This window comes from Aurantiacibacter gilvus, assembly GCF_038289935.1.
Classification (GTDB): Bacteria; Pseudomonadota; Alphaproteobacteria; order Sphingomonadales; family Sphingomonadaceae; genus Alteraurantiacibacter; species Alteraurantiacibacter gilvus.
Window position 1 is genome coordinate 730,928 of record NZ_JBBYHV010000001.1, and the last position, 16,703, is coordinate 747,630.

Consider the following 16,703-nt stretch of genomic DNA (forward strand, 5'->3'; position numbering starts at 1 on the left):
ACGCGCGTAGACAAGCCGCGTGAGCGACAAGCATTCCGGCCTGCCGTCCCTGCCGCTAAGACTTTCCGCGATGCAGGTTATCGGCCTTCGCGACCCTGATGAGGGCGACTGGTCGCGGCTGCGTACGCTCCAGTATGCCGAAGTGCACAAGGTTTCGCCCACGCGTATGGTTGCTCACGGCATCGCTGCTTCGCTGGTAGTGGTGCTGTTCCACAGCGTTGTTGCTCCTTGGGTTCTCGGAGCCTGGTTGCTGAGTGTAATTGCCGCCCTCTGGAACGTCAGCCGCATTGACCACAAGATGGCCGAGATCAACCGGCGCGGCGTGCAGCGCTCCGATTTCAATCGCCACGCTCTGGCTGTTGCCGGATGCAGCTTGCCGTGGTGCGCTGCCTTGTTGTTCTTTGTTCCTCTCGGGACGGTCGCTGAACACTATGCCATGTGGGCGCTGGCGATCATGCTGATTTCCGGCAGTGCAGCCACCATGTCCAGTGCCCCGGTGGCGACAGTTATCTTCGATCTGATCGTAAGCGCGGCTGCCGTTGCATCGTTCGTCGCGACGGGCGACTATGCTTTCGCTGCCGCGACGGTGATCTACTCAACCGGCATAGTCGGCGCATCGCTGCGTTCTGCGCGCATCTACCTGTCCTCCTGCATTGCCGAGGCCGGCGTGGCGGAGAAGGATGAAGTCGTCTCGCTGTTGCTGCGCGAATTCGAGGAAAAAGAATCCGACTGGTTGTGGCAGGTCGACACCAATCGCCGCATCCGCGCTGCCTCACCCCGTTTTGCCTTCGCCCTGGGTGCGGAACCCTCTGCTGTGGAGGGTGAAAGCTTCATCAAGCTCATTGCCGGTTCAACGTGGGAGAAAGGCGAGTTCCCGCGCAGCCTGCACCAGCTGGCAGAGAAGCTAAAGCGCCGCGAACACTTCTCCAACCTGCTGGTGCAGGTGGAACTCGAAGGCGGTCGGCGCTGGTGGGAATTGTCGGGCACGCCAATGCACGACGACAGCGGCACATATGTCGGATTCCGCGGTGTGGGCTCGGATGTCACCGAGCAGCGTGACCGTGATGAGAAGATCGCCTATCTTGCCCGCTATGACACGCTGACCGGCTTGCCCAACCGCCTCATGCTCACCGAGGCATTGGGCGACGCCATGCGTCATGCGGACCAGTGGAGGAGCCGTTGCGCCTTCCTGATGATCGACCTCGACCGCTTCAAGGCGGTGAACGATTCACTCGGTCACCAGATCGGTGACCGGCTGCTGGCCAAGGTCTCCAAACGGCTGGCATCGGTTATTACCGAAGATGAACAAGTCGGCCGCCTGGGCGGTGACGAGTTCGCCGTCGTGCTGCGTGATGCAAGCGACAAGGGCCGGGTGGAGCGCCTCGCCGATGCCATTATAGATGCGCTGTCGCAGCCGTACCAGGTCGACAACCACACGCTGTTTATCGGGGCCAGTGTCGGTTCGGCCATTGGTCCGCGCGACGGCTCTTCGGTCGAAATGCTCATGCGCAACGCTGACCTCGCGCTCTACCGGGCGAAGGACGAGGGCGGCAACGAGCACTTCAGCTACGAACCGTCGATGCACGCCGACGCCGAGGAGCGCCGCAAGCTGGAATCCGCCCTGCGCGATGCTATCGGCAACCAGGAGCTGGAGCTAAACTTCCAGCCGGTAGTGAACGCCAAGACCGAGACCGTGGTGAGCTTCGAAGCGCTGCTGCGGTGGAACAGCGCGGAGCACGGCTGTATCAGCCCGGGCAAGTTCATCCCGCTGGCCGAGGACACCCGCCTGATCGTGCCGATTGGCGAATGGGTGCTGCACGAGGCGTGCCGCGAGGCTGCGCGCTGGCCCAGTGATATCAAGGTTGCCGTGAACGTCTCTGGCGAACAGCTGCTGGAACCCAATTTCAGCGCTGCCGTGGTGCGCGCGCTGGCCGACACCGGGCTTCCTGCAAACCGACTCGAAATCGAGGTTACCGAAAGCGTGTTCCTGCGCGATGGCCGCATCGCGCGCCAGACGCTGGAGGAGATCATGGCGCTGGGCTGCTCGATAGCGCTCGACGATTTTGGCACCGGCTATTCATCGCTCGGCTATCTGCGCACGCTGCGTTTCTCCACCATCAAGGTGGACCGCAGCTTCGTGCAGGGCGCATCGCAGGACAACCAGGAAAGCCTCGCGATTATCCGCGCGGTTGTTGCCATGGCGCGCAGCCTCGACATGTCGACCACTGCCGAAGGCGTGGAAGACGCCGAGCAAGCCGCGCTGATCCGGGAACTGGGCTGCACGAAGATCCAGGGGTACTATTTCGGCCGCCCGATGGGCGCGGTCGAAGCCCGCTCGCTGGTAGTCAAGGGCCGCAGCCGCGCGGCTTAGGCCGAAACCAGGCTGCCGATCACACTCTCGAACAAGCGCCGACCATCGCTGCCGCCTTGCGCGTCCTCAATGGCGCGTTCGGGGTGGGGCATCATGCCCAGCACGTTGCCCTGTGCGTTCAGCACACCGGCAATATCGCGCTGCGAGCCGTTCACGGCGTCGAGGTAGCGGAAGGCCACGCGGCCTTCGCCTTCGAGGCGGTCGAGCGTCTCGGCATCGGCGAAGTAATTGCCGTCGTGGTGGGCCACGGGGATGTGGATGGTCTCGCCCGCTTCATAGGCACTGGTGAACAGGCTCTGGCTGTTCTCCACCTTCAGCGGCACGGTGCGGCAGACGAAGGTCTGGCCGGCATTGCGCATCAGCGCGCCGGGGAGCAGGCCGCTCTCAGTCAGCACCTGGAAGCCGTTGCAGACGCCGAGCACCGGCACGCCGCGTTCGGCTGCCGACTTCACCGAGCGCATGATCGGGCTGTTCGCCGCCATGGCGCCCGAGCGCAGGTAATCGCCGTAGGAGAAACCGCCGGGCAAGGCGATGAAATCGAGCCCGTCAGGCAGGTCGGCATCGCCGTGCCAGACTTTCACCGGCTCCTTGCCCGAAACGTCGCGCAGCGCGACCCACATGTCGCGGTCGCAGTTCGATCCGGGGAAGGTAACGACTGCGGTCTTCATCAGCCGACCTTCTCGATGCGGTAGTTTTCGATCACCATGTTGGCGAGCAGCTTCTGGCACATTTCGTCCAGCGCGGCGTCGGTGGTGCTGTCGGCCACGTCGAGTTCGACCAGGCGGCCGATGCGGACGTCCTCGACCCCTTCGAAGCCCAGTCCTTCCAGCGCGTGGTGGACGGCACGACCCTGCGGATCGAGCACTCCGGGCTTCAGGCTGACATGGATGCGGACTTTCATGGGGCGCCTTTCGTCAAGTTGGGCCTCTCCGGCAGGAGAATCTGCCGCAGCCTATGGCGATTGTGCAGTGCACTCGCAAGAGGGGGAAGGCGGTTCTGCCCTGCCGGTCACTCCGGTGCAGCTTCGTCGCCGTTCTCGCTTCCGCCTTGCCGGGGCAGGACCACGAATTCCAGTCGCTCGGCCGGATCGAGGTACTGCATGGCCAGCGCCTGGACGTCTTCCACCGTCACTGCCTCTACCTGGTCGCGCGCGGCCAGGAAGCGGTCGATGCGGTCGGGCTCGGTCTGGGCACGGTCGACGAGGCTCATCCAGCCGCCATTGCTGTCCAGCTGGTTGTCGATGGCTTCCAGCAGCGGCTGGCGCGCGCGGAGCAGCACGTCTTCATCGACCGGCGCGGAGCGGAGGTCGGCAAGGGCCGTCAGCATGGCGTCGCGCGTGGGATCGACCTGCGCCGTGTCGACCTGGGCCGATACGTCGAAGGTGCCGAAGCCGGGGTAGGTGCGCGAAAGATCGACACTGACCGACGGCGAATAGGTCTGGCCCAGTTCCTCGCGGATCACCTCCAGCATGATCAGGCGGGTGACGCGCTCCAGCATGTTGAGCTGGATCGTGGCGACCGGATCGCTGTCGTCGCGGGTGGGCCAGACCATCATCAGCATGGCCTGGTTGGGCTGGCCATCGTGATAGACCGTGCGCGCTTCGCGGTTGTCCGTGAAGCTGCGCTGGCGGGCGTCTTCGTAGGCGCCGAACGTGCTTTCGCGCGCGGGCAGGGTTCCCAGCGTCCGGGCAACCAGCGCCACGGTGGCGTCCTCGTCGATATCGCCGACCAGGGCCAGTTCCATGGCGCCGTTCTGCCAGCGGTCACTGATGTCATCGCGCAACTTGGCGAAGTTCAGCGCGAGATAGTCTTCTTCGGATTGCAGGGTGAAGCGCGGATCACCGTCCGAAATCACGCCGCCGATTTCGTTGCTCAGCGCTGAGCTGGGCGTGGCGAAGCGGCGGTCGAAGAAGCTCTGCACGTTGCGGCGGTACTGTGCTTCGGCGGTTGCGCGGTAGCCGGGATCGACCAGCGCGGCCGTCATCAACTGCAATTGCAGTTCAAGGTCGCTTGGCGTGGTGACCGCGGACATGCGGAAGGTCTCGTCTGCCGAGCCGACATTGAACGACACCTGCCGTCCGGCCAGCACGGTCTGCAATTCGTCCAGCGTATGGGCGCCCAGGCCGCCCGTCGGCAGCGAGCCGACCAGCGCGGTGGCCAGCGGATTGTCCGCCGTGCTCAGCAGGTCGCCCCCGTCGAAGTTGAGCTGTACCAGCACGCGCTGCTCGTCGAGGTCGGTCTGCTTCAGGTTGAGCATCAGGCCATTGGAGAAGCGCACGGTGCGGATGTCCAGCCGCTCGTCCACGGTGTCCGAAACGACAGTGCCCGGTGTGCCGAAATCGGTGTAGGCGAACTCCGCCGCGGCACTTTCGACCGGGGCTTCCAGTGCCAGCGCCATGCCGTCTGTCCAGCTGGAGCGCAGCGCCAGTTCACCGCCTTCGGGGGGCTCGCTGCCAGTGAAGCGGATCAAGGGATTGTCGAGCGGGACAAGGTCAGCCTGCAAGGCGGCAAGTACCGCTTCGGGCGTAATCTCCGGCTCGTGCTGGGAGAAGCGCTCAAGCGCGCTGGCAGGTGTGGTCGGCACCTGGCCATCGCTCAGCAGAGTCAGGCCGCCGGTGAGGAAGTCGCGATTTCCGCGCGTGGCGGCGCTGGCAGCATTGCTTTCGATGGCTTGCCGCAAGTTGGCGACCTGTTCGGCCACTTCGGCCTCGGTAAAGCCGAACTGTACCGCGCGGCGGTATTCTTCCTGCGCAGCGGCAAGGCCGCGCTGCCATTCACCTTCGTTGGTGAGCACGTCGAGCGAGGTGGTGCGGCCCACCTCGAACACCTCGTCGGTGCCAAGCCGCGCGCTGCGGAACGGCGGATCGTCCTGCCGCGCCAGCCTTTGCAGGAGGCGGTTGACGATCGAATAGCCGATCTGCCGCAGAACGCGTGCGCGGCGGCTGGCGGCGGTGTCAGGCTCGCCCAGCCACTCGCCGTGGCGCGAGATCGAGATACTGTCCGACAGGGCGGGGTCGAGGAATACATCGGTCTGTCCGGACAGCTCCGGATCGATCGGGCCGAAGTCGGGCGTTTCCAGTCGCGGCTCGCCCTGCCAGCTGGCAAAGCGCGCGCGGATCATCGCCTCAACCTCGTTCGGATCATAGTCGCCCACTACGATCAGCGCGGTGTTCTCCGGGCGGTAAACCCGCTCGTAGAGGGCGCGCAGGGCGGCGCCGGTGGCCACTTCGATGGACTCGGCGGATTCGGGTGCACCAATCGGCATGCGTTCCGAAAAGCGGCTGCCGGGGTAGAGGAATTCGAGGTTATCGATGGTGTTGCGCAGCTGGTAGGTATCACGCACGCGCCGTTCGGATAGGATAATGCCCTTTTCACGGTCAACGGCCTCGTCATCGAACAACAGCTCGCTGGCGGTCTCCCGCATCAGCATCAGCGCGGTGTCGAGCAGGTCGGTATCGTTGCGCGGCAGGTCCAGCCGGTAGAGCGTGGTGTCCATGCTGGTGGAGGCATTGGTGTCGGCACCAAAGGCCAGCCCTTCGCGCTCCAGCAGGTGGACCATCTCGCCTTCGGGCACGTTGGTGGAGCCGTTAAAGGCCATGTGCTCGATGAAGTGGGCATAGCCTTCCTCGCCATCGGCTTCGGAGACCGAACCGGCGTCGACCCAGAAGTAGACCAGCCCCTGTTCGGGCGGCGTGGCGTTCGACCGGATGATGTAGCGCATGCCGTTGTCGAGCTGCCCGACGCGGTAGTCGGTATCGAACGGCAGGTCGCTTTCGGCGATCTCGGGGAAAACCGCGGCGACCTCGGCAGATACACCCGACGAGGCGTCCGAAACCTGCTGGGAATATTCGGGCTCCTGTGCAGCGAGCGGCTGGACAAGGGCAAGCGGCATGGCGAGCGCGGTGGTAAGGACCGCGAGCTTACGTAAATTCATGGGCACCCTAATGGCACCGGCTTGCTGAACGGGCAATGGCCGCGGTTTTGGCCTACTTCTTCGGCTTGGGCGGCGGGTTGCTGCGCAGGCGCGAGCGGTGGGCGCTCATGTCGAGCACTTCGCCCGGGCTGTTGTCCTCGCCCGAGAGCACGCCGAGGCGTCGGGCCACTTCCTGGTAGGCCTCTTCCTCGCCGCCAAGGTCACGCCGGAAGCGGTCCTTGTCCATCTTCTCGTTGGTGTTGAAGTCCCACAGGCGACAGTTGTCCGGGCTGAACTCGTCGGCCAGGATCACGCGGCTGTAGTCACCATCGTAAATACGGCCGAACTCCAGCTTGAAGTCGATCAGGCGGATGTCAACGGCGGCAAACATTCCGGACAGGAAATCGTTGATGCGGATCGCCATGGCGGCGATGTCCTGCATTTCCTCGTGACCGGCCCAGTTGAAGGCGGCAATGTGCTCTTCCGACACCAGCGGATCGCCCAGCGCATCGTCTTTCAGGTAGTATTCGATCAGCGTGTGCGGCAGCATCTCGCCTTCCTCGATGCCGAAACGCTTGGCGATCGAGCCGGCGGCCACATTGCGCACCACCACTTCCAGCGGAATGATCTCCACCTGCCGCACCAGCTGCTCACGCATGTTCAGGCGGCGGATGAAGTGGGTGGGGATGCCGATGTGCGCGAGCCGCGTGAAGATATATTCGCTGATGCGGTTGTTGATCACGCCCTTGCCGTTGATCGTACCCTTTTTCTGGGCGTTGAAGGCGGTGGCATCGTCCTTGAAGTACTGGATCAGCGTGCCCGGTTCGGGGCCTTCGTAAAGGATCTTGGCCTTGCCTTCGTAGATCTGGCGACGGCGGGACATTGGCAAACCTTTCAACTGCAAAAAAGCGAGCGCCCCGGCGGTGCGAAACAGGTTCGCAGTAGCCGGGGCGCGCTGGAGGTCAGCCTATACACCCAAGGGGGCAGGGTGGCAATTGCAGGGTGGCACATCGCGGTTTCGCTTCGTGGGCGAAGGGCGTCGTGATAGGTGTCCCGGCGGGTCGCTGACCAAGGGGGAACTATTATGCGTAAATCTGTATTGCTTGCCTGTGTTACTGCCAGCTTTGTCCTGGCCGGCTGCGACAATGCTGCCGAAGAAGCCGCACCTGAAGATACCGCAACCGTGGAAGAGACCACGGAAGAGGTGGCGTCGGTTTCTGCTGACGGTGGACCGTCCGCTGGCACCTACGAGGTGACCCAGGCTGACGGCACGACATTTACTTACACCGCCAACCCGGACGGCACTTATGTTGTCGTGGATGCCGATGGTACCGAGGTGGAAACCGGGACCTGGCGCCAGGATGGTCCGAACCGCTGGTGCGATGCCGCCACCGGCGAGGAAGAAGAATGCTACACCGAGGTGGTCGACGAGAACGGCGTGTACACCTCGACCAGCGAGAGCGATCCCGAAGATACCTCCACTATCGTGCGGGTCAGCTGACTGCGCCAATGAAAAGGGGCGCGGCGGTGTGCCCGCCGCGCCCCCTGATCTTGCGACAGCCGGTGGCTTAGTCGTCGTCTTGCGAGTTACCAAAACTTGAATTAGAGCGATGTATGACAAGCACTTAGCGGTGCGAGTTCTAAAATAGGGGGATCTATGAAGAAGGTTGTGTTCGCCGCCGCTTTGGCATCCGTTCTCGTTGGCTGTGCATCGGTCGAACATAACTATACGCCGGTAACTAGGCAGATAAGTGTTCCGGCACTTAGTTCCACTCAAACACGGTCCCTTGGAGAGGAATTGGTTCGGCAAGGTACGGAAACCACCACTCGCGGAGTTTGGTTGCCGGAGGCAAATCAGATTGGTGCTTTTGAACTTTCGTCCGGTTTCTACAGGATGACCGGCTCGGAAGATGAATATATTTACACGTCATTCGAGATTAACAGCAGCAACCCCGAGGTGGGAACGTTGCGAATGGGTGGTGGGCTCTTTGACCAAGGAAGCGGAACGTATCCACAGGGCATTCGATTCAACACTGAAAGACAGCAAACTTGCGTGATTGCGCAGGGGGTTCTGACTTCCCAGCCTGTGTGCGACACAGAGCATCCATACATGGTTACTGAACGTGGCTTCCTGACCTCCAACGACTTTCAGCAGACACTGATCTACAGCGGGCGTGTCGGAGATAGAATCCGCGTCAGTTACCGCGAGTTTTCAGGATCGCTTGCTCGTCCGGCATTCTCGAACGATGCCGAATATGACCTTAGTGAATCGGACATCATCGCCTATCGGGGAGCTAGACTTCGAGTAATTGAAGCGAATAACGAAACAATCACATACGAAGTGCTGTCGAATTTCAATCTTGGTAATTGAGCCTCCAGCTTAGGTGGCGTTCGCCAGATCCAGATCTGCTCTAGAATGAAAGCCACATCGACCGGCGCTCCACCTTGGAGCGCAGGCGCATGGCGAGCGACTTCGCGCAAGAAGATTGCAAGAATGCTGAAGCCGACCGAGGCCTCACACCGATCGACGGCCTAATCGCAGAGAGAAGGAGTGGTGCCCGGGGGCGGAGTCGAACCACCGACACGACGATTTTCAATCGTCTGCTCTACCACTGAGCTACCCAGGCATCGCATCGGCGTCAGGCATCTTCGGAGTGCCCGGCGAGCGAATGAGAGCGCGCCTATGGCGAAGGCTGGCGAGCTTGGCAAGCCCCCAAAATGCGCGAAGGTTAATCTTCCCGCGCGATATCCTCTGGCGCGGCGGGCGGGCCGGGCACGGCATAGCCATCGCCAAACCACTGGGCGAGGTCACGGTCGCGGCAACGGCTGGAGCAGAAGGGGTGGAATTCGGCCACGCGCGGCTTCTTGCAGATGGGGCAGGGTTTGGTGCTCATAGGGGCACGATCTGTGCGCTGGGAGCCTCCAGTGCAAGGCCGGGGTCCGTTTCAATCCTCACCTGTCTGCCCGTGCGGCGGGAAAGTTCGGCGAGCCATTCGTCCTGGATCTTGGCTCTCAGAGCAGGATGGACGGTCAGCAGGACTGCGCCGCCATGGCCGTCCAGCCGCTCAGCGATGCGAAGGGCATAGCGGGCACACATGCCGACGCGCGAAGTATCGAACTTGTGCAGCAGGGACGGCCCCTCCAGCCGCGCTACGAGCTGGACAAAGCCGAACCCGTTCATGGCGGTGCGTTCGTGCGGCCAGTCTGCCAGCGCATCTTCGAGTGCCTGGTTCACCGCGCCGCGATCCGCCTTGGCTTCCAGCGTGGGGAAGTCGATGCCGACCGAACCACCGATGTCGAACCAGTGCAAGGCTTGCGCGATGGCCGGGACTGCGGCGAGGGCAAGCTCGCGCGGTTGTAGGTCGCCATCGATGTCGATCACGGTCATCGCCGGGGTTACGCAGCAGAGGATCTGTCCGCCGGCAAAGTCGATGACGCCTGACGAAGCCGCGTGCCAGACTTCCTCCCAAGCACCCGGCGCGAAGGACGAAACCTCTCGAAGGGCCCAATTGGAGGAATCTTCCGGAGCGTCGGCGGCAACCGGGCGGCCTTGCGCCAACTTCAGCCTGCTGCGCTCGGCGATGGGCGCACGCGTCAATCGGACCAGCAATTCGCTGCCTTCGGTACAGTCGCGCGGCAGCTTGTCGACGAGGATCTCCAGACCGCCTTCGGTCCGCGCAGTGCCGCGCGCCGAGCCGCCCGAGCGCGACACGAGGCGGGCAGGATAGATGGTGCCCGCCCATGGTGCGCCGCTCAGGAAATGTCGTGCCGCCAGGATGCGGTCATTCTCGACCAGCAGGGCGCGGTCTTCACCGATTCCGTGTTCGACCAGCCACTCAACCAAGGTCGAACCCCGCCGCTTTCAGCAGTGCCCGCGTCTCGTAAAGCGGCAGCCCGACCACGGCGGAATGGCTGCCCTGGATCCACGGGATCAGCGCCTCGGCCATGCCCTGGATGGCATAGCCACCGGCCTTGCCGTGCCATTCACCGCTGGCCACGTAGGCGTCGATCTCATCTTGTGAGAGGCGTTTGAACTTGATTTGGGTTTCGCTCAGCCGTTCTCGGATCGAACCGTCCGGAGCCTTCAACGCGATGGCCGAGAGCACGCGGTGGCGGCGGCCGGACAGCAGTTCCAGGCACTTGCGCGCGGTCGCTTCGTCTTCGGCCTTGGGCAGGATGCGGCGTCCGGCGGCAACCACTGTGTCGCCCGCGAGAACGTAGTGCTCACCGCCGTCGACAGCAGCCGCTTTCTCGCGCGACATGCGCAGGGCATAGTCGCGCGGGAGCTCGGCCTTCCTTGGAGTCTCGTCGATATCGGCAGGGGCAACGCCAGCGGGCTCCACGCCCAGGCGCGCAAGCAATTCCCGCCGACGAGGGCTGGCCGAAGCTAGGAGAAGAGTGGGCACGGGCGCGCTGTTCGCCCGGCTGATCAGCTCTGCGGGCCGGGGCCGCCGCGACCCGGCATGAAGCGATAGGTAATGCGGGCCTTGGTCAGGTCGTAAGGCGTCAGTTCGCACAGCACTTCATCGCCTACCAGCACGCGGATACGGTTCTTGCGCATGCGGCCGGCAGTGTGACCCAGGACCTCGTGGCCATTCTCGAGCTCGACGCGGAACATTGCGTTCGGCAACAGTTCCACCACCTTGCCGCGCATTTCGAGAAGTTCTTCTTTAGCCATTCAGTATCTTGGTCCTTGTAAGTCATTGGCCCGCGCAAATTGCGGGATATTGGCGGCGCGCTTTAGCGGCACACCGCGCAAAAGGGAAGCCACACAATAAATCCGCGCCACGCACCTGTCCTGAAACGGTGCGACAGCTGCGATACATCTGCGACAAAATAAGACACAGGTCCGTATTGCGGAATGGTGCAGCGCAATACATATGCCCGCTCGACCCAGCTAATTGATTTTGTCCGGAGCTCTCTCACTTGAAATTCTCCCGTTCTTGCAGCCCCTTGGCCGTGGCGACCATGCTGGCGGCCGTGCCGCCTTCAGCTGCGCAGGCACAGGATGGCCAGGCCCCCGCTGGCGAGGCTTTCGCACAGGACGAAGGTGGGCCGGAAACCGGGCCGGAACCCGATCCGATCGAGGACGATATCAACACCATCATCGTGCTGGGCGCGCGGCTGGCGGGACAGGTCGATGCTCCCGAACCGCCCATTCTCGAGCTGAGTTCCGAAGACATTGCCGCCTATGGCGCAGGCTCGATCCAGGAACTGCTCGAAGCGCTGGCCCCGCAGGTGAACTCCAGCCGCGGTCGGGGCGGTGGAGGGGGGCCGGTGATCCTGGTCAACGGCGTGCGCATCTCCTCCTTCCGCGAGCTGCGCAGCTATCCGCCCGAAGCCATCGAACGGACCGAGGTGTTCAGCGAGGAAGTTGCCCAGCGTTACGGCTATTCGCCGGACCAGCGGGTGGTGAACTTCATTCTCAAGGACAATTATACCAGCCGCGAGATAGAGGTCGAATACGGCCAGCCCTTCGCGGGCGGGTTCTCCACGCAGCAGGTGGAAGGCACTTACCTGCGGATCGACGGACCGAGCCGGCTGAACGTCAACCTGGAATGGGACAATTCCAGCCTGCTGACCGAGGCGGAACGCAATATCGTGCAAGCCGAAGGCAGCGTGCCGACCGTGGCAGGCGATCCCGACCCGGCGGAATATCGCAGCCTGGTGGCCGATTCCTCCGGTGTCGAAGCCACGCTCAACTGGTCTACGCGGCTGGGGGACAGCGGCAATTCACTGAGTCTCAACGGAACTTACGAGCGCGACGACAGCCTCCGCTTGCAGGGCCTCGACAGCGTCCTGCTGGTCGACGACCTTGGCGCTTCTGCCTTGCGCACCTTCAACGCCGAAGACCCGCTGACGGTAGATCGCCGCAGCGAGAACTACTCTTTCGGCAGTACGCTGGATCTTGCCCTGGGCGACTGGCAGGTGACCGGCACCATCGACGGTACCTATGTCGATTCCATCAGCCGCACGGGCAAGCGCATCGACACTTCCGGCCTGGTGGCCGACGCCGCAACGGGCCTGCTGCCCATCGATGCCGACCTTGGCACCTTTGCCGAGGCCGGTTTCGATGAAGCCCTGACCGACACCTATACCGTCAACGCACTGACCACCGCACGGGGCAACCCGCTTTACCTGCCGGGCGGCGATGTCTCGGTGGCGATCAACACCGGCTACCGCTGGAACCGCATCGAAAGCACCGACACGCGCACCCTGGGGAACGACATCCAGCTGACCCGTGGTCGCGTCTTTGCCGGGGCCAACGTCTCCGTGCCGCTCACCAGCCGCGACGAGGACTTCCTCGGTGCGGTGGGTGACTTCACGCTCAACTTCAACGGCGGGTTCGAACACCTGTCGGACTTCGGTACCCTGTTCGACTGGACGCTGGGCCTGACCTGGGGCGTGACCGAAACGCTGACTTTGTCGGTCAGCCATATCAACAACGAGGAAGCCCCTTCGCTGACCCAACTGGGCAGCGCGGTCATCGCCACGCCCAACGTGCCGGTGTTCGACATTGCCAACAACGAGACCGTGCTCGCCACGGTGATCAGTGGCGGCAACCCGAACCTGCCCGCGCAGCAGCAGAGCGACTGGTCGTTCGGCCTGATCTGGGAACTGCCCTTTATCGACAACGGCACTTTCACGGCCAACTACTTCGATAACCATTCGGACGATGTAACGGCGAGCCTGCCGACGCTGACGCCCGAAATCGAGGCAGCCTTCCCGGGGCGCGTAGTGCGCGACGCGACGGGCACGCTGGTGCAGATCGACGACAGCTTCGTCACTTTCTCCGAACGCGACGAACGTCGCCTGCAGTTCGGCCTGAACTTCTCCGGCCGCATCGGCGGGGAGCAGGTCAGCGGTAACCGCGGTGGCGGTGGTGGCAATCGTGGCGGGCCCGTCGGTGGACCGGTGGGCGGTGCCGGTGGCCCGCAAGGCGGCGGTTTCGGTGCGGGCGGTCCGCCCAATGCCGAGCGTTTCGCCCAGATGCGCGCCACTTTCTGCGAAACCGAAGCGGCGGACCTGCTCGACCTGTTCAACCGCGCCATTGCTGCCCAGGCCGCGGGCGAGGAACCGCCGCTTGGCCCCGATGGCCAGCCCATCGCCGTGCCGCCGCAGATGCTGGAACGGCTCACTGGCGAGGACGGCCGCATCGACCCTGAACGTTTCAATGCCATCCGCGAGCGGATTTGTAGCGCCGACGGACCGCCGCAGTTTGCCGGTCGTGGAGGCCCCCCCGGTGCGGGTGGACCGCCTCCGGGCGCACAGCGCGGCGGCAGCGGTCGTGGCCCGGGTGGTGGCGGCTTCCGTGGTTTCGGGGGTCCCGGCGGCGGTGACGGACCGCCCAGCGGGCGCTGGTTCTTCGGCCTGAATTACACGCTTGAACTCGAAAACACCGTGCTGATCGCGGACGGGCTGCCGCGTCTCGACCTGCTCGACGGCGATGCCCTGAGCGGCGGCGGCCAGCCGCGCCACTCCGCCAGCGCACCGGCGGGCGTGTTCTACGACGGTTTCGGCCTGATCACTTTTGCCAACTACACCGGCTCCTCTACCCTCCAGGGCAGCGGGCTGCCGGGCAGCACGGACCTGGAGTTCGGCGACTACGTCCGTTTCAACCTGCGTGCCTTTGCCGACCTCGGCCAGCGCGAGCGACTTGTCGAGGCGATCCCGTTCCTCGACAACAGCCGCATCGGCATCGGCGTGGACAATATCTTCAATGCCCGCCAGCGCGTGACGGATAGCGACGGCCTCGTGCCGCAGCGCTACCAGCCGCTGCTGGTCGATCCCGTCGGCCGCCGGTTCGAGATCGAATTCCGGAAGTTGTTCTAGTTCGATTGCGAAGCCGCCTCCGCGGCTTCGTCCTCGCTAGATGCGCAGGCAAGCTGCGCCCGCTGCGGGCGGGCGGTCACCCTTGCGGTCCCTGCAGGACCGTTTGTGTGCGCTCATATGGCTTGCGCCGCGGCGTGGGCCGAGGCCCAGGCCCACTGGAAGTTGTAGCCGCCCAGCCAGCCGGTGACGTCCACGGCCTCGCCAATGGCATAGAGGCCGGGGACGTTGCGCGCTTCCATGGTCTGCGACGACAGTTCGGCAGTGGAAATGCCGCCCACGGTCACTTCGGCCTTGGCGAAACCCTCGGTGCCGTTTGGGCGGAATGGCCAGCGGGCCAGCCGCTCCTGCGCCGCGCGCAGGGCCTTGTCGGGCGCATTGCCGAGGTCGCCTTCAACACCGAGTTTCTCCGCTAGTGTATCGGCGAGCCGTTGCGGCAGGCGTTCGCGCAGCAGGGCGCGCAGGGTTGTGGACGGCGTGTTGCGCTTGGCCTCCAGCAGCCAGTCTCGCGCTTCGTCAGGGACGAAGTCGATCGTCACGGCCTCACCCGGTTGCCAGTAACTGGAGACCTGCAGGATAGCCGGACCGGACAGACCGCGGTGCGTGAACAGGGCAGCCTCGCGAAAGGTGGTCTTGCCTGCGGTCGCCTCTACTTCGGCGGCGACGCCTGACAGTTCGCGAAACAGTGCATCATCACCGCCCAGAGTCAGCGCGACGAGGGCGGGGCGGGGTTCGACCACTTTCAGCCCGAATTGGCGTGCCAGCCGGTAGGCAAAGTCGCTCGCGCCCATCTTGGGGATCGAGGGCCCGCCGGTGGCGATGACGAGGGCAGGGGCAATGAACGTGCCATATTGCGTGCTGACCGTGTAGGCGGTGCCGTCGTGAACGACGCTGGCCACCTCCTCGTTGCAGCGGATGGTGACCTTGCCGGGACCGGCCGCGCATTCCTCCAGCAGCATGTCGACGATCTGCCGCGCGGAGCCATCGCAGAATAGCTGGCCCAGCGTCTTCTCGTGCCAGGCGATGCCGTGCTTTTCGACCAGCGCGACGAAATCGGCGGGTGTGTAGCGGCTGAGTGCCGACTTGGCGAAATGCTTGTTGGCGCTGATGTAATTGCCGGGGCCCGCGCCAATGTTGGTGAAATTGCACCGCCCGCCGCCCGAAATCAGGATTTTCTTGCCGACCTTCTCCGCGCGCTCGAGCACGAGCACATCGCGACCGCGCTGGCATGCCTGCGCGGCGCAGAACACTCCTGCGGCCCCTCCGCCAAGGACAATAGCGTCGAACCTGTCAGACAATCAGGCCTCGGTAGCTGGCCGCTGTCGTGCGGCGAAGAAGAACAGCCCGGTGCCGACAACGAAGATCAGGCCGAGCATCTGGAACTCGTCGGCGTCCGCGTGGCTGGCGACCCACAGCGTAGCCACCACTGCCAGCGCAGCGGCGGGCAAATGCCACCATGGCGCGCGCTCGCCATCCCGGTGTTCAAGCACCGGCAGCGCCAGCGACGAGAGCAGGTAGGTGACCAGCCGTGCCAGCGTGCTGGCAACTGCCAGTTCGGCGAACCCGCCCCAGAGACTGAACAGGATCGCCACGCCGCCATAGAACAGTACCGAGACATCAGGTGTGCGGAAGCGCGGCGAGACGTGGGCGAAAAAGGCCGGCAGCGTGCCTTGCTCGGCCATGCCATAGGTCATGCGCGGGACGACGATGCCGCCATTGAGGGTGTTGGCGGCGATGGAAAAGGCCGCCGCGACCGAGATGGCAATCACACCGGTCTGTCCGGCGATCTCTTGAGCGGCGGCTGCCAGCGCGCTTTCGCCGCCGCCGGCGTCGGGCGCGATGGCGAGGTAGGCCCAGATGACCAGCATGTAGAGCAGTGCCACTGCCGCCAGCGTGGTCATCAGCGCCAGCGGGATCGTGCGGCGCGGGTTCTTCAGCTCGCCGGCAGGGAAGTTGCCGTTCTCGAAGGCCATGTAGGCGTAGAAGGTGAGCAGGACGACGCTTTCGAATCCGCTGAACTCGGGCAGGCTGAAGCCCACTGCCGGATCGCGTGTCGTCAGCCCCCAGATTACCAGGATCACCAGCGGCGCGAGCTTGATCAGGGTCATCACCCCCAGCGTGCCGACCGATGCGCGCATGCCGATAAGGTTCACCAGGGTCACAAAGGCGATGAAGGCGATGACGGCGATGGAGCCGATCATCGGGTCTTGCAGTGCCGGAAACAGCACGGCGAGATAGGCGATGGCGACATGGGTGTTCGCCGCCACGGCCACCACGGCGGAGGCATAGCGCATCCAGCCGGACTGGAACCCGGCGAACTTGCCGAAGGCGGCATTGGCGTAGAGCACCGGCCCGCCGTGGCCGTCGAACCGCATGGCGAGGGCCGCAAAGACCCAGGCCAGCGGCAGGATCAGCAGCGCGCCGAGCAACATCATCCACGGGGCGAAATTGCCGACGGCGGCGACGAGGATCGCGGGCATGGCGAAGATGCCGGAGCCGATCATGCCGTTCACCGGGAACAGCGCCGTGCCCCAGAACCCGACCGTGCGCGGTAGTTTCTCTGTCTCTGTCATGATCTTCCCCTGCGCTC

At 64.1% G+C, this 16,703-nt stretch carries 14 protein-coding genes and 1 tRNA gene; 4 read left to right on the plus strand and 11 right to left on the minus strand.

Annotation, left to right across the window (positions count from 1 at the left end; translation table 11 throughout):
* Positions 1–70: 70 nt before the first annotated feature.
* Positions 71–2,371 carry a putative bifunctional diguanylate cyclase/phosphodiesterase gene (locus tag AAEO60_RS03580; RefSeq protein ID WP_423970133.1) on the plus strand — a complete coding sequence of 767 codons (2,301 nt, stop codon included), beginning with the start codon at positions 71–73 and terminating at the stop codon, positions 2,369–2,371.
* Here the strand turns inward: AAEO60_RS03580 and purQ are convergent.
* The 4 genes from purQ to purC form a co-directional block, all read right to left on the minus strand.
* Positions 2,368–3,039: a phosphoribosylformylglycinamidine synthase subunit PurQ gene (purQ, locus tag AAEO60_RS03585; protein ID WP_341672274.1), complete on the minus strand. Its 672-nt coding sequence runs from the start codon at positions 3,037–3,039 to the stop codon at positions 2,368–2,370. The genes AAEO60_RS03580 and purQ overlap by 4 nt on opposite strands.
* Positions 3,039–3,272, minus strand: coding sequence for a phosphoribosylformylglycinamidine synthase subunit PurS (gene purS / locus AAEO60_RS03590; protein WP_341672275.1), 234 nt, complete (start codon positions 3,270–3,272; stop codon positions 3,039–3,041). Before purS ends, purQ begins: the two co-directional genes overlap by 1 nt.
* A gap of 107 nt (positions 3,273–3,379) precedes the next feature.
* Complete coding sequence (locus AAEO60_RS03595; RefSeq protein ID WP_341672276.1) at positions 3,380–6,304, minus strand: M16 family metallopeptidase; 2,925 nt, start codon at positions 6,302–6,304, stop codon at positions 3,380–3,382.
* A gap of 52 nt (positions 6,305–6,356) precedes the next feature.
* Positions 6,357–7,166: a phosphoribosylaminoimidazolesuccinocarboxamide synthase gene (gene purC, locus AAEO60_RS03600; RefSeq protein ID WP_341672277.1), complete on the minus strand. Its 810-nt coding sequence runs from the start codon at positions 7,164–7,166 to the stop codon at positions 6,357–6,359.
* Positions 7,167–7,367: 201 nt separating this feature from the next.
* On the opposite strand from purC, the gene AAEO60_RS03605 reads away from it, so the two are divergent.
* Entirely contained in the window at positions 7,368–7,784 is a 417-nt protein-coding gene (locus AAEO60_RS03605) for a hypothetical protein (RefSeq protein ID WP_341672278.1), read from the plus strand.
* Positions 7,785–7,940: 156 nt separating this feature from the next.
* On the plus strand, positions 7,941–8,654 hold the full coding sequence (locus AAEO60_RS03610; protein WP_341672279.1) for a hypothetical protein: 714 nt from the start codon (positions 7,941–7,943) through the stop codon (positions 8,652–8,654).
* 181 nt (positions 8,655–8,835) lie between these two features.
* Here AAEO60_RS03610 and AAEO60_RS03615 read toward each other — a convergent pair.
* The 5 genes from AAEO60_RS03615 to infA all read right to left on the minus strand — a co-directional run bounded on the left by AAEO60_RS03615 (position 8,836) and on the right by infA (position 10,961).
* Positions 8,836–8,910 (minus strand) — tRNA-Phe (locus AAEO60_RS03615).
* Positions 8,911–9,012: 102 nt separating this feature from the next.
* A complete protein-coding gene (locus AAEO60_RS03620; RefSeq protein ID WP_341672280.1) occupies positions 9,013–9,177 on the minus strand; it encodes a DNA gyrase inhibitor YacG in 165 nt (54 codons plus the stop codon).
* Positions 9,174–10,127, minus strand: a complete 954-nt coding sequence (locus AAEO60_RS03625) for a ribonuclease E/G family protein (protein WP_341672281.1) — start codon at positions 10,125–10,127, stop codon at positions 9,174–9,176. Before AAEO60_RS03625 ends, AAEO60_RS03620 begins: the two co-directional genes overlap by 4 nt.
* Positions 10,120–10,689, minus strand: a complete 570-nt coding sequence (locus AAEO60_RS03630) for a Maf family protein (RefSeq protein ID WP_341672282.1) — start codon at positions 10,687–10,689, stop codon at positions 10,120–10,122. Before AAEO60_RS03630 ends, AAEO60_RS03625 begins: the two co-directional genes overlap by 8 nt.
* 23 nt (positions 10,690–10,712) lie before the next feature.
* Entirely contained in the window at positions 10,713–10,961 is a 249-nt protein-coding gene (gene infA / locus AAEO60_RS03635; RefSeq protein WP_136692532.1) for a translation initiation factor IF-1, read from the minus strand.
* Between the two features lie 281 nt (positions 10,962–11,242).
* On the opposite strand from infA, the gene AAEO60_RS03640 reads away from it, so the two are divergent.
* Positions 11,243–14,116, plus strand: coding sequence for a porin family protein (locus tag AAEO60_RS03640; protein ID WP_341672283.1), 2,874 nt, complete (start codon positions 11,243–11,245; stop codon positions 14,114–14,116).
* Positions 14,117–14,229: 113 nt separating this feature from the next.
* Here the strand turns inward: AAEO60_RS03640 and AAEO60_RS03645 are convergent, their stop codons facing one another.
* Together AAEO60_RS03645 and AAEO60_RS03650 are read right to left on the minus strand one after the other, a co-directional pair.
* Entirely contained in the window at positions 14,230–15,411 is a 1,182-nt protein-coding gene (locus AAEO60_RS03645) for a BaiN/RdsA family NAD(P)/FAD-dependent oxidoreductase (RefSeq protein WP_341672284.1), read from the minus strand.
* A complete protein-coding gene (locus AAEO60_RS03650; protein WP_341672285.1) occupies positions 15,412–16,686 on the minus strand; it encodes an APC family permease in 1,275 nt (424 codons plus the stop codon).
* Positions 16,687–16,703 lie beyond the last annotated feature (17 nt).